Below are 13,173 nucleotides of genomic sequence, written 5' to 3'. Positions count from 1 at the left end.
TCGAACAGGGTTTTGTTCAGGCATTTACCGCTGCGGCTGCAGAATGGTGGAAAGCGGTTACTTGTGCTTCTTATCCAGATTCTTGCCGAGGGTTTCTACTTCCTTGAGGAATTCCAGTGCGTCGGTATCGCCGTAGGTGCCGTAGGCGGAAGATATGGTGCCGCGCACACCGTCGTTGGCCTCCAAGGCGTAGAGGATGGACATGTCATCGGGGTCGCTTTCGCCTTCGAACCGGTAGAAATCGACGATGGTGACCTCACTGGGCGCGTAGCTCTTTTCGGAGTCGTGGCCAATGGTCTGCAGGCGGCCGTCCACGACGTTGAAATCCTGGGTGAAACCGTCCTTTTTCAGTTGCTTTTCGACGTTCACAAGGGAGCGTTCTTCTTCTTTGTCCTGCATGGCGGTGGGTGTTTTGGAGTAGTAAAGCAAAGCGGAAGTGGGCAAACGCAGCCCGCCCCCGCTTCGGCTATACGCAGCCAAGGCGGGGGCGGGTTATCTAAACGGCTAGAAAAATGCACGCCGTATCAGCGGCCGGTGTGGGCCGCGGCGCGGGCTTCTATGGTGCGCTGGAGTTGGTCTACGTCGAGGCTGCCGCAGGCACCGCCGCAGCCTTTGGCACAGCCGGCGGCGGTTTTGCTGAAGAAAACCCGCCAGAAAATCCGGCCCACGTAAAAGGCTGCCGCCACAAACAGGGCGCCAATCAGAAAATACTGAATTTCGACGGAGGTGAGGGCGAGCAGGAGCATGCTGGGTAAACTGCGATGCGAAAAGAATAGTTTGCGAAGTTACGACCAGAACTCGCCGATGGTCTGCTGCATCTCGGCGTGGATGTGGCCGTTGCTGGCCACCACTTCGCGCCCAAAAAGCGGGTCGCCGGCTTCTAAAAATTGCGACACGTGCCCGCCGGCCTCGCGCACCAGCAAAATTCCGGCGGCCACATCGTAGGCGTTGAGATTAAACTCAAAAAAAGCTTCGAAGCGCCCGGCGGCCACGTAGGCCAAGTCCACGGCCGCTGAACCCAGGCGACGCAAGCCGTGGGTGCGGGTCATGAAGGCACCCAATACGTGCAGATAGTTGCTCATTTTGTCGAAATCCTTATAGGGGAACCCGGTGGCAATGAGACTGTTGTTGAGGGCCGAAATGTCGGTGACGCGGATGGGCAGGTCGTTGCAAAACGCGCCCCCGCCGCGCACGGCCCGGAAGCTCTCGTTGCGGTTTACTTCGTGCACCACGCCCACCACCAGCTCCTTGTGGTGCAGCAGCGCCACACTGATGGAGTACACCGGCAGGCTGTGCACAAAGTTGGTGGTGCCGTCGAGCGGGTCAATTATCCAGGTAAATTCCTCAGTGTGGGTGTCGGGGCCGGCGGTGCCTTCTTCGGTGATGAAGCCCGCTTCGGGCAGCAGCGCCCGCAGGCCGGCCACCAGGCGGCGCTCGGTTTCCTGGTCTACGTAGCTCACTAAGTCGTGCAAGCCTTTATGCTCAATTTTGGCCCGGTCAAAAATGGCTGCTTCCTGATGGATAAACTCGGCTGTGGTGCGGCACAGCGTCGCTAGGTCGAGGGAGAGTTGGGTGAAGTCGGTCATCAGAGATTGTTAAGAAGAACGCCAACTCCGCTCCTTAGCCAAGGAGGGGAGTTGGCTTTTTGCGCCAGCCTTGCATAATGGCCACCAGCAACAGCAGCACCGCCAGCACCTGCGTGCCGCGGCCAATCAACTCGCCGTAGCGCACATAGAATGTCACTTCATCGTTCAGGTGCACGGTGCCGCGGCTGGCCGTCGGAATCCAGGCCTGTTCGCGTTGAATGACTTCGCCCTTTTGGTTAATGAAACCGGTAAAGCCCGTGTTGGCCGAGCGGGCCAGGTCGCGGCGGGTTTCGATGCAGCGCAGCGCGCCGTAGCTGAACAGCTGGCGGTAGCCGGGGGAGTCGTGCCACCACGCATCGTTGGTGATGACGCTGAGCAGCGTGGCGCCGTTTTTGGCGTATTCGCTTACAAAGTCACCGTAAATGGATTCGTAGCAGATAATGGGCGCCACGCGCAAGGCCGGCGCCGCGGGGTGGGCCGGGTATACGGTGCGGTCGGGCTGGCTGCCCACGCTGCCCACGGTGCCGCCCAAGTCGATGTGCGAAATAATCGAAGCCAGGGCCGGCGGAATCTTTTCCACTCCGGGCACAAGGCGCGACTTGTGGTAAAAGGAAATGGGCGCCGTGGCGTTGGCGAAATAAGCGCCGGTGTTGAAGATGTCGTAGTAGCCCAGGTCGTCGCGGAAGCGTGCGGTTTCGCTGGCTGCTTCTTTGTTGGGGTACGAATCGATGGTAGTGATGCCAGTGAGCAGGGCCACGCCGGGGTGCTGCGCCAGCCACGCCCGGATGCGCTGAATTTTGGGGTTGCTCTCGATGGTATTCTGCCAGTACGCCTCTTCCAGGGCAGTTTCGGGCCAGAGCACGAGGCGGGTTTGGGGCGTGAGTTGTTGCTCAGATAGCGCCAAAAGGCGGGTTATCTGCTCGTCGTAGGGCACAAATTTGGCCCCGCCTTCAAACTTCTCTACGTAAGGGTCGAGATTGGGCTGCACCACCACGACTTCGGCCGTGGGCCCTTTCTCCTGGTAATTGCGGCCAATGACTGTGGAGGCAACGATGGGCACCCACAATGCTAGCACAGGCAATGCCCAGCGCCACCGCCGAGGGCCCGATATGGCCCAGGGAGCAACGCCCCCGCGGCCCCACCACGCCCAGAATATCAACAAATTCACTGCCCACACCCACACCGAGCCCCCCAGAAAACCAGTGTACTCGTACCACTGCACCCACTGCGGCGCGGCGGCAAAGCCATTGCCCAGCGTGAGCCAGGGCCAGGTGAGGTCCCAGGTGAGGTGCAACTGCTCGAAGGCAATCCAGAACACCGGCAGCGAGAGGTAGCCGATGCGGTTGCCCAGCCGCTTCTTGGTTTGGCGGAATGCCATGAGCGGCAGGCACATGAGCAAAGCATTGAGCACCACGGCGGCAATGCCGGCCGTGAGCTCGGCGTAGCTTACCCACCACGTGGTGAGGGCGTTCCAGAGCACCAGAAACAGGTAGGTATGCGCAAATACCCGCCGCTTGCGGGCGCCCTGCCGCGTGAGCTTGCGCTCGAGCAGCAAGTAGGGCACCCAGCCGATGAACAGCAGCAGCGACAGCGGCGCCGACGGGTAGGGGGCCCAGCCGCCCCACAGCAGCAGGGCGCCCAGTACCGCCAGCACCGCAGGCCGTGGCAGGCTAGTCTTCGGCGTCGACGTCATCGTCGTCGGCGCGGCGGTATCGGTCTTCGCGGCCGGGGCGGGGCTCGCGAGGGGGCGGGGTAAGGTTTCCTTCGACGACAACGACAATTTCTCCTTTGATAGTGGGACGGGCGGCGAAATCAGCCTCCAGGCTGGCCAGCGTCCCGGTTACGGTTTCTTCAAACAATTTGGTCAATTCGCGGCTGACCGACGCCGGCCGTTCGGGGCCCAGCACCTCGGCCAACTGGCCCAGCGTCTTCACAATGCGGTGCGGCGACTCGTAGAAAATCATGGTCCGGGTTTCCGAGGCCAGTTCTTTCAACCGCGTTTGCCGGCCTTTTTTCACCGGTAAAAACCCTTCAAACGTGAACCGCTCGGCCCCAAAACCGGACTTGAGCAGCGCCGGCACAAACGCCGTGGGCCCCGGCAGGCACTCCACGCCCAGGCCCTGCGCCAGGCACTCGCGTACCAACAGAAACCCGGGGTCTGAAATTCCGGGCGTGCCGGCATCCGAAATCAGGGCCATGGTTTCGCCCTTGGCCAGCCGCTCCAGCAGGCGGGGTACTTGCTGGTGCTCGTTGTGCAGGTGGTAGGAGAGGAGCGGCTTTTTCAGGCCCAGGTGCTGCATGAGGCGGCCGCTGGTGCGGGTGTCTTCGCATAGCACCGTGCCCACTTCGCCCAGAATGCGGATGGCCCGCAGGGTAATGTCTTCCAGATTGCCAATGGGCGTGGGCACGAGGTAAAGGACCGTGTTGGGCATGGGGCAAAGGTAGCCGCTGAGCTTGTTGAAGGCGAAGACGCAATGAGAACGTCATGCGGAGCTGGCCGAAGCACCGCTACTGCAGTACTAAAATGGATTGATTGCGCGGTATTGGTGCTTCGGCCAGCTCCGCATGACATCCTTTTCTCCTCATTCCACTGTCTCATAGCGCGTCGCTACAGCGTCAATAGCATCCGCCAGTTGGTGGTCGCGCTTGGTCACGGTGTTGCCGGCATCGTGGGTGCGGAGGCGGAATTCAACCACGTTGTACTCGTTGCTGAACCAGGGATGGTGGTCGAGCCGCTCGGCTTCAGCGGCTACTTCGGTGAGGAAGGCGAAGGCCGTTTTGAAATTAGCAAATTTCAAGCGGCGGCGGAGGCTCTGGTCGGTTTCAGTCCACATGGGTATCAAGGCATTAGTATAATTAGGTACGCCGCAAGAAGGGTTTGGAGCACAACCTAAACGGCTAAACTAAAGTACACCTTACTCCTAGTTGCATCACTAACTCTCCTCCCAAACCAATGGCCATCGACCCTAATAATCGCCCCGTTCGCGTCATCAACGACGACACCACCCATGAGGAAATGGAGGCCGGCCACCACATCCCCAACGCCGACCCGCCCAAGAACGACGCCGCCCGCGGTGGCTTTGGCAACCGCGACGGCAAGGAAGGCTTCGGTACCGACAGCGAGGATGGCATTACGGCCGTGAGCGTGAACGCCGACGCCGACCAAGTGGGCCACCCCAAAGACAACATGCGCACTTCGGACGAAGGCCGCCCCGACCGCCCCAACCAAGACCTGCCCGAAGACGACTACGACGCTACCATGCGCCCCGTCGGCCCGGTCGATGAAATTGATGCGCACGACCGCCGCCCCGGCCTCGACGAAATGCGCAACCCCAACTCGCACGTGGGCATGGGCCAGATGGAGCCCCGCCCCATTCAGCCCATCACCGGCACCGATACCAACGCTGAGCTAAACGACCCCAACGCGGCCGATACGGCCATCGACCAATAGCAAGCCGGGCTGCACGGAGTTAAGACAAAAGAATTAGTCCTTTTTCCACATTTCAACTTCTTTTATCATGCCGTACAAAAGCAATAGCACCAACCAGCAGTCCAGCGAAAACAAAGGGGCGCCCACCGGCGACGGCCAGCCCAAAGGCACCGGCGACTTGCCCGTGAACGAGCAGGACGCCGAAACCCAGGCGCGTCTTGAACAAGAAGCCCTGGATGCGGGCACGCGCAACCCCAACCGTAACCTCGACAAGCCGGAACTTGACAAGCCGGCTTACGGCGGCGGGCATTAATTCCTAATTCGCGCTTAGATTTGAAAAGAAGGTCACGCCCCGCGTGACTTTCTTTGTTTCTAACCCACTGGCCTTCTCCCCGTGCGCCGCTTCGCCACCACCGACCTGCACGGCTGCCTGCAGACCTTCCGCTACCTCGTAGAAGAGGAACTGCGCCTGACCACCGCCGACGCGCTGTACCTGCTGGGCGACTACGTGAACAAAGGCCCCGATAGCCGCGGCGTGCTCGACTACCTCATGCACTTGCAAGCCACTGGCTACCAGGTGCACTGCCTGCGCGGCAACCATGACCAATCTTTGCTCGATGCCGCCCGCCACCGCTGGCGCTGGGACTGGCTGGGGCCTCGAGGCCGGCTGCCCACGCTGCGCAGTTTTGGCGTGCGGCGCATGGCCGACATCCCGCCGCGCTACCTGGAATGGCTGGGCGCGCTGCCCTACGAAATCGAGCTGCCTGATTTTCTGTTGGTGCACGCGGGCTACAACTTCGCGCTACCCGCCCCCGAAATGCGGCGCGACCACAACGCCATGCTCAACATCAAGAAGTTCGTCTACGACGCGTCGCGGCTCGAAGGCCGGCGCCTGCTGCACGGCCACGTGCCCACGCCCACAGCGCAGGTCCGCACCAAGGCCGCCGCTCACCCCGGCGCCCTAGGCCTCGACACGGGCTGCGTGTACCGCCACAACCCTGAACTCGCCCACCTCACGGCGCTCAACCTGGACACCTGGGAACTGACCATGGTGGCCAATCGGGAGCCGGCTTACGCCATCGGCAAGCGCTAGGCGCTGGCAGCACACCAACTCACCGGACAAACCCTTTGGCTGTTATGCAGTCAAAGGGTTTTTGCATTATGGGATAATAATTTTATCTGGTTCTGGGTTTGAAATCGCTGGGCGCTCAAGTGGAGTGAGGTAGAATAGTTATAAAAATGGCAGAGCCGCGAGTTGGCTGAAATCTTGGGTATAAACCCTTGGAAAGATTGGACGAGGCTTTGCTCGTGAATTGTCCTGTTAAAAAAATAATAGCAATATTATTCGTTTGGCGTTGGATGGTGCAAATAATAGTGCTGATGAATTGTATTTTCTTGTTTGGCAATTGATTGCTCTATTGACAATAGATGTAAGTGGTAATAAGTTTGATAAGTGCTATTGATATTGATTTGGAAATAGATAAAAAAAAGCCAAATTGAAATCATAAAATTTCTTTATAATATAATTATTCTTGGTTGATTGGTTTGTATCGCCTGTTGACAGAGAATAAACTTAGAATAAGTAGCGGTTACACTGCAAAGTGGCTGGCTAGTAAGCAAAAAACTCATTTCGCCCCTATTTACGCTTGTATGAAAAACACTCTACCTTCTTGGAATCAATTAGTTCATCACACTGCGGCCTCGTGTTGGGGCGGGCAGCGCGGGCTGTTTACGGGCGCGTTGGTCGCCTTGCTGGCCCTCAGTGGCAACAGCGCCGAGGCCGGCGTCATCATCAACGTCGGCGTTGGCACGAGCCATCCGACCATTGAGAGTGCGCTCGCCCAGATTCCGGCTGTTCTCGACCAACCCTACGAGCTCTACCTTCAGGACGAAACGTATGCGGAAGACGTGGTGCTGAACAAAACCGGTTCGGCGCTGAACACCCTCACCATTCGGCCCAGCGCAGGCAAAAACGTCGTTATTCTTGGTACGTTCACGTTCGGTGCCGGCAGTGCTTACGCCACGCTGAGCGGCGACAACGGGGTGGCGGCGGTTCGGGCCCTCACGCTGCGCGAGGTGTCGGCTTCCGAGCCAACCATGGTGTTCAGCGGCGATGCGGCCCACAATACCGTCACCAACGTCGCGGTGTTTGGCGCCAACGCCTTGCCCACCAGCGGCGTGATAGTAATCGGAAACGGCACAAGCACCGGCAACGACCACAACACCGTCACCCAGAGCTATGTGGCCAATGCCAGCGCGGATGCCGTACCCACCAACATGGTGTACGCGGCCAATGCGGGCGGCGGCCTCAACGATGCGTTCACGTTCACCCAAAACCAGTTGTTCAATTTCACGGGCACCGGTGTATTGGTGACGGCCGGCAATGGCAACGCGTGGAACATCAGCGGCAACAGCTTCTACTACAACCTAGCCAGTGTGCCCACCACGGCCCAAGCCGGCATCGATTTCCGCCCCGGCGCCGCCGCCAACGACGTGACCGTGGCCAATAACTTTATTGGTGGCCGGCCCGGCGAGCCCTCGGGCACCATCTGGACCAATGCCAGCCCCGAGACGTTTCGCGGCATCCGCATAAACTGCGGCAGCAGCACGGAATTCACTAACGAGGTAAACGGGAATACTGTGACCAGCGTGAGCATGACCGGCGCCGGCGCCGCCTCCATCATCGCCTTGGAAATCGTGGCGGGTCGTATCCTGGTCAATAACAACGTGATAACGAGCCTCGCTAACTTGGGTACGGGCGGCGTTTATAACTTGGTGAGCCGGGCAACCACCATACTGAGTTCTTTCGCAACCAGCAACGGGCAGGTAATGGAAGTAGCCGGTGGACTGACCGAAGTGCAAGGAGACCTGACCAATGCGGGTATTCTCAACCACACCGGCGGCGACATTCTCATCACGCGCCACCTGTTGAATTCGGGCTCTTTCGTACAAACGAGCGGGGATACCGAAATCAAAGGCGATATGCTGAACGGTGGCCTCTTTACCTGCTCTACCGGCAAGGTGAAGCTGACCGGCAACGGACCGCAAAAAGTGAGTGGCGGCAACTATTTCAACTTGGAAGTGAACGGGGCCGGCACCAAGACTTTCAACCGCGATGCCGAGGTCTACAACGGGGTGCAGATGCTGAACGGGATTCTGGCCACTGGCCGCTACGCCCTCACGCTAGCCCCGCTGGCCAACCTCAACGAAACCGAAACGTCGTACGTGCTGGGGCAAGTAGACGTGGTGCGCACGCCCGTAGCTGGTGCTACCGAGGATTTTGGAGGCGTGGGCCTGCTGATGCACCCGGCTGCAAACTCCTCTTCGCCCGGCGAGACCTTCGTAACGCGTTTCACAGGCATTGCCCCCACCATCGTGGCCGGCCGTCAAGGCATTTTGCGCTACTTCGACATCGAAGCGGGCAGCACCGCGCTGTTGAATGTCGACCTCACGTTTAAGTATTTTAACCACGAGCTGCGAGGCTTGGAAGTGAATAACCTGCGCTTCTTCAAATCAATCGACGGCGGCACCGTGTGGCAGAGCCAGGGCGTAAGCGGCGCTGGCCCCGGCTACGCGGTGTTGAATGCCGTGACCGACCTCTCGAACCGGGCTCAAGAGAATTCCGTGGCTCGTTGGGCGTTGGCCGAGATTATCAACCCGCTGCCCGTGGGCCTCACCGCCTTCCGGGCCGAGCGCCAGAGCCGCAATGCCGTGCTCACCTGGGCCACGGCCAGCGAACAGGATAACCGCGGCTTCGGCGTAGAAGTATCAGCAGATGGCAAAGCCTTCCGCGAAATCGGCTTCGTCGTTGCCGCGGGCAATGGCACCAGCAGCGCCGTCCGCAACTACCGTTTCGTGGACGCGGCCGCCGGCAAAACCGGCACCCGCTACTACCGCCTCCGCCAAACTGACCTCGACGGGAAAACAGCTTACTACGGCCCGCAGCAGCTGAGCTTCGACGCTACCCCCGCTTCCTTCGCCGCGTACCCGACCCAGTTTGGTGCCGAGTTGACCGTGCTACTCACCAGCCCCATCACCGACACCGCCACCCTGCGGCTGCTCGATGGGATGGGCCGCGAAGTATGGCACCAGGAAGTACCCTCCGGCTCGGCCCCGCTGCAGGTGCGGCCTGCCTGCGCTGCCGGCAGCTACATCCTTACCGCTACGGTCAATGGTCAGGTGTTGCGCCAGCGCGTAGTAAAAGAATAGCCCGGCACACGAGCAGCTTTTAGCCCTCCTAAAAAAAGCCCCTGCCTTTGACTGGCAGGGGCTTTTTTCGTCAATTAGGTGCTGTGGGTTGGGTGAAAAACCCACGCGCACTCGGTTTTTCCAGTTCCGGCGGCTACCGTTGTTCGAGTACGCCCGAGGCGACGGCTTTTTGGGCCGTACGGCGGTAAGGATTAAGCGAATCGGCGGCTACCGTCCGCAGCTCCACGAGGGCTTCGCGCATTTCTTTGGCTTGCCAATGGGCCATGCCCAGGTGGTAGCGGGCGCGGCGGGCGAGTTCGGTGGTGCTGTCGGTGGCGCCCACGCGCCGGAGGTACAATTGGGCAGCATCGCCCTGGCCCTGCCGCAGTAGGATGAGGCCCCGCAGGTATAGCAAAGTATCGGCCCCCACTTTGGCTGCCGACACGCGCCCGAGTGAATGCAGCGCCGCCGGATAGTGGCCCGCCTGGTACTGGTCGAGCGCCTCGCTGAGCAACGGGCGGCTGTGCAGCAAGCCGGTGGTGACGGCCGGACCGGGGTCGGGCTGGTAGTAGGCTTCCCAGTTGCGGGCGGGGCCGGCGGTATTGGGGCGGCTGAAGTGCCAGGCTGCCACGGCCGCAGCCAGCAGCAACACCACGCCCAGTCCGCCCAGAACGGCCCAGCGCCGCTGCCGGCCTTTGGCCAGTCGTTGGGCTCGTTCCAGGGCATTGCCCCGCTCGTTCATGCGTTCGTCGAGGGCTTGCAGGCGCAGGCGCAGGGTGTCGTGCCCGGCGGCCCAGCGCAAGTCGGCAGTTAACTGCTCGTAGGCGGCGTAAGCGTCGGCCAGGGCCTCGTCTTCTTCCAGCCGCAGCTCGAAAGCATCCTGCTCGGCCGGCGACATTTGGCCGTCGGCAAAGCGTTCCAGCTCATCGAGGTAGGGGCGGAGGTCGGGATTGGGAGCCAGGGGACTCATTTCAGCAGCTCGTAAAGTTTGCGCAAGCAAGTGCTCTTCTGAAGGCGCGCCACGGTGGCGTTGGGGAACCCCATTTTGCCGCCCATCTTTTCAAAATTGTAGCCGCGGAAGTAAAAGTAAGTCAGCACTTGCTGGCAGTCGCTGCCGAGCTGATTGAACTGGGCCAGCAGGCGCTGGCGGCGGCTCGCCTCCGCCGCGGGCAAGGGCTGGTGCGCGGGCACGTGCGCTGCCAGTCGCTGCTGGGCCATGCCGTAGACGTGGGCGCGCAGGTCGGCGGGCAGCAGGGTGAGGCGGCCGTCGGCTACTTGGTCGTAAAAATCGAGGAGGGTGTCTTGCAGCAGCTCGTGGGCCTGGGGCGCGGCCAGCTGGTGCTTGCGCTGGGCCCAGCGGGCAAACAGGTGCCGGCTGCGCTGGTAAAAGTCAATCAGAAACTTCTGATTGCCGACGCGCAGCTGGGTAAGGGTTTCGGCGAGAGGCGCGGACATGGTGGAAAAGCAAAGGCACTGGCAAGTAACAACCGAAACCGTTATGAAAGGACGAGGTAATGGTGTAAAAAGTGAAGTCGAACGGTATGCCGGAGCCGGCCCGCCACTTTTCAAATCCACTAACACGCCCGACCTGTTACCTTTGGACTTATGCAAACAGTCGCCCCCGCCCGCCTCCTCGACACCGCCGTTTTCGACCTCATTGCGCAGGAGAAAACCCGCCAAACCCACGGCCTCGAACTCATTGCCTCCGAAAACTACGTTTCCGAGCAGGTGATGGCCGCCCAAGGCTCCGTGCTCACCAACAAGTACGCCGAAGGCCTGCCCGGCAAGCGGTACTACGGCGGCTGCGAAATCGTGGACCAGGTGGAGCAACTAGCCATCGACCGCGTGAAGGAGCTGTTTGGTGTGGCCTGGGCCAACGTGCAGCCTCACTCCGGCGCCCAGGCCAACGCGGCCGTGTTCCTGGCCTGCCTCAAGCCCGGCGACAAAATCCTCGGCTTCGACCTGAGCCACGGCGGCCATCTCACCCACGGCTCGCCGGTCAATTTTTCGGGCAAGTACTTCGTGCCCAGCTTCTATGGGGTGGAGCGAGAAACCGGCCTCATCGATTGGGACAAGGTAAAAGAAACCGCCCGCCGCGAGCGGCCCAAAATGATTATCTGCGGCGCTTCGGCCTACTCCCGCGACTGGAACTACGCTGCCCTGCGCGAAACCGCCGATGAAGTAGGGGCCCTGCTGCTGGCCGATATTTCGCATCCATCGGCCCTCATCGCCACTGGCCTGCTGAACTCGCCGTTCCAGCACTGCCACATCGTGACCACGACGACTCACAAAACCCTGCGCGGCCCGCGCGGCGGCCTCATCATGCTGGGCCAGGATTTTGAGAACCCCTTCGGCCTGAAAACCCCGAAAGGCGAAATCCGCCAGATGTCGGCTGTGCTCGACGGCGCGGTATTCCCCGGCACGCAGGGCGGCCCGTTGGAGCACGTCATCGCCGCCAAGGCCGTGGCCTTCGGCGAGGCGCTGAACAGCGACTTTAAAAACTACACCCAACAAGTGGCGCGCAATGCCCAGGCGTTGGCCGCTGGGTTTGTGGGCCTGGGCTACGACATTATTTCCGGCGGTACCGACAACCACCTCATGCTCATCGACCTGCGCTCGAAAGGCATCAGCGGCAAGCTGGCCGAAAACACGCTGGTGCGGGCCGACATCACCATCAACAAGAACATGGTGCCCTTCGACGACAAGTCGCCGTTTGTGACCAGCGGCATCCGCATTGGTTCGGCGGCCGTAACTACCCGCGGATTGGGCGAAGCCGACATGGGCCGCATTGTGGAGCTGATTGACGAAACCCTGACCCACCACGACAACGACACCCGCATTGGGCAAGTGCGCCAGCAGGTGAACACCTGGCTGCAGGACTACCCGCTTTTTGCTTAAATTTTACGTGAGAAGGGCTGTTTGTCTGATAAACATACGGCGATGCTGAGCCGACCGAAGCATCTCTACCACAAGTTCCTCGGTAGAGATGCTTCGGTCGGCTCAGCATGACGTTCTTCTTTGGTCCTTCTTTCCATCGCCGTACTTACCTAATTACTCTGTGCAATCCAAATCGCAACAACCTCCGCTGGGCGAACAGCACGAAATGTCCTTCATCGACCACCTGGAGGCGTTGCGCTGGCACGTCATCCGGGCCGCGATTTCGGTGGTGGTGTTTGCCACCGGGGCCTTTTTTGCCAAGGACTTTCTGTTTCACGATTTGATTCTGGGCCCTTCGCGCAACGATTTCTGGACGTACCAAACCTTGTGCAAGGTGGGCCAATGGGCGGGGTCGACGGAGCCCTGCGCCAACAGCGTCAACTTCGTGATTCAGAACCGTGAAATGAGCGGACAGCTGGCCATGCACATCAGCACGTCCTTCATAGTGGGCATTGTGCTGGCCTTTCCTTACCTGTTTTGGGAAATCTGGCGCTTCGTGAAGCCCGGCCTGTACCCGCACGAGCGGAAAAATTCGCAGGGCGCCGTATTTTTTGTGTCGGTGCTGTTCATCCTCGGGCTGTTGTTCGGCTACTACGTGGCCGCGCCGCTCAGCATCAACTTCCTGGCTTCGTATACGGTGGACGCCACCATCGAAAACCAGATTGACATGCAGAGCTACATTTCCACGCTCACGACCATGACGCTTTCCTGCGCCTTCGTGTTTGAGCTGCCCATGGTGGTGTTTTTCCTGGCCAAAGCCGGGCTCATCACCCCCGAAATCATGCAGGTGTACCGCAAGCACGCCATTGTGGTTATTCTGATTCTCGCGGCCGTCATCACCCCGCCGGATATCTCGTCGCAGATTATCGTGACCATTCCCATCCTCTTGCTCTACGAGCTCAGCATCAACATTGCCCGCGCCGTGCGCCGTGGCGACGTCGACCGCCTGAATAGCGAACTCAATAACAGCAAGTAACCGCGAAATCGGGCAGCCCAAGTGTGCTCGCGATGCCGTGATTACGTATTTGCCTT

At 60.2% G+C, this 13,173-nt stretch carries 14 protein-coding genes; 6 read left to right on the top strand and 8 right to left on the bottom strand.

What is annotated here, in order from left to right:
* Positions 1 to 57 precede the first annotated feature (57 nt).
* From I2I05_RS00260 to I2I05_RS00235, 6 genes are all read right to left on the bottom strand, one after another.
* Entirely contained in the window at positions 58 to 444 is a 387-nt protein-coding gene (locus I2I05_RS00260; protein ID WP_230688053.1) for a hypothetical protein, read from the bottom strand.
* A gap of 80 nt (positions 445 to 524) precedes the next feature.
* Positions 525 to 746, bottom strand: coding sequence for a hypothetical protein (locus I2I05_RS00255; protein WP_196280218.1), 222 nt, complete (start codon positions 744 to 746; stop codon positions 525 to 527).
* A gap of 39 nt (positions 747 to 785) precedes the next feature.
* Positions 786 to 1,586 carry an inositol monophosphatase family protein gene (locus I2I05_RS00250; protein ID WP_196280217.1) on the bottom strand — a complete coding sequence of 267 codons (801 nt, stop codon included), beginning with the start codon at positions 1,584 to 1,586 and terminating at the stop codon, positions 786 to 788.
* 34 nt (positions 1,587 to 1,620) lie between these two features.
* Entirely contained in the window at positions 1,621 to 3,279 is a 1,659-nt protein-coding gene (gene lnt, locus I2I05_RS00245) for an apolipoprotein N-acyltransferase (protein WP_196280216.1), read from the bottom strand.
* Positions 3,257 to 4,018 (bottom strand): 16S rRNA (cytidine(1402)-2'-O)-methyltransferase, encoded by a 762-nt coding sequence (gene rsmI, locus I2I05_RS00240; protein ID WP_196280215.1) that lies wholly within the window; start codon positions 4,016 to 4,018, stop codon positions 3,257 to 3,259. Before rsmI ends, lnt begins: the two co-directional genes overlap by 23 nt.
* Before the next feature lie 150 nt (positions 4,019 to 4,168).
* Positions 4,169 to 4,420 (bottom strand): 4a-hydroxytetrahydrobiopterin dehydratase, encoded by a 252-nt coding sequence (locus I2I05_RS00235; RefSeq protein ID WP_196280214.1) that lies wholly within the window; start codon positions 4,418 to 4,420, stop codon positions 4,169 to 4,171.
* 119 nt (positions 4,421 to 4,539) lie between these two features.
* Between I2I05_RS00235 and I2I05_RS00230 the strand changes: the two genes are divergently transcribed.
* From I2I05_RS00230 to I2I05_RS00215, 4 genes are all read left to right on the top strand, one after another.
* A complete protein-coding gene (locus I2I05_RS00230; protein ID WP_196280213.1) occupies positions 4,540 to 5,037 on the top strand; it encodes a hypothetical protein in 498 nt (165 codons plus the stop codon).
* 67 nt (positions 5,038 to 5,104) lie between these two features.
* Complete coding sequence (locus I2I05_RS00225) at positions 5,105 to 5,329, top strand: hypothetical protein (RefSeq protein ID WP_196280212.1); 225 nt, start codon at positions 5,105 to 5,107, stop codon at positions 5,327 to 5,329.
* Positions 5,330 to 5,410: 81 nt separating this feature from the next.
* A complete protein-coding gene (locus tag I2I05_RS00220; protein WP_196280211.1) occupies positions 5,411 to 6,109 on the top strand; it encodes a metallophosphoesterase in 699 nt (232 codons plus the stop codon).
* Positions 6,110 to 6,666: 557 nt separating this feature from the next.
* Positions 6,667 to 9,225: a hypothetical protein gene (locus tag I2I05_RS00215; RefSeq protein ID WP_196280210.1), complete on the top strand. Its 2,559-nt coding sequence runs from the start codon at positions 6,667 to 6,669 to the stop codon at positions 9,223 to 9,225.
* A gap of 133 nt (positions 9,226 to 9,358) precedes the next feature.
* Here I2I05_RS00215 and I2I05_RS00210 read toward each other — a convergent pair whose 3' ends face one another.
* Positions 9,359 to 10,174 carry an anti-sigma factor gene (locus tag I2I05_RS00210; protein ID WP_196280209.1) on the bottom strand — a complete coding sequence of 272 codons (816 nt, stop codon included), beginning with the start codon at positions 10,172 to 10,174 and terminating at the stop codon, positions 9,359 to 9,361.
* Entirely contained in the window at positions 10,171 to 10,659 is a 489-nt protein-coding gene (locus I2I05_RS00205) for an RNA polymerase sigma factor (protein WP_196280208.1), read from the bottom strand. Before I2I05_RS00205 ends, I2I05_RS00210 begins: the two co-directional genes overlap by 4 nt.
* A gap of 150 nt (positions 10,660 to 10,809) precedes the next feature.
* Here I2I05_RS00205 and I2I05_RS00200 point away from each other — a divergent pair, with 150 nt between their 5' ends.
* Positions 10,810 to 12,102 (top strand): serine hydroxymethyltransferase, encoded by a 1,293-nt coding sequence (locus I2I05_RS00200; protein ID WP_196280207.1) that lies wholly within the window; start codon positions 10,810 to 10,812, stop codon positions 12,100 to 12,102.
* Between the two features lie 160 nt (positions 12,103 to 12,262).
* Positions 12,263 to 13,117, top strand: coding sequence for a twin-arginine translocase subunit TatC (tatC, locus tag I2I05_RS00195; RefSeq protein WP_317192288.1), 855 nt, complete (start codon positions 12,263 to 12,265; stop codon positions 13,115 to 13,117).
* Positions 13,118 to 13,173: the final 56 nt, after the last annotated feature.

The organism is Hymenobacter jeongseonensis (genome assembly GCF_015694725.1).
In the GTDB taxonomy this organism is placed as follows: domain Bacteria; phylum Bacteroidota; class Bacteroidia; order Cytophagales; family Hymenobacteraceae; genus Hymenobacter; species Hymenobacter jeongseonensis.
The sequence above is the reverse complement of the archived record's forward strand: the minus strand, read 5'-3'. Positions and strand labels throughout refer to the sequence as shown.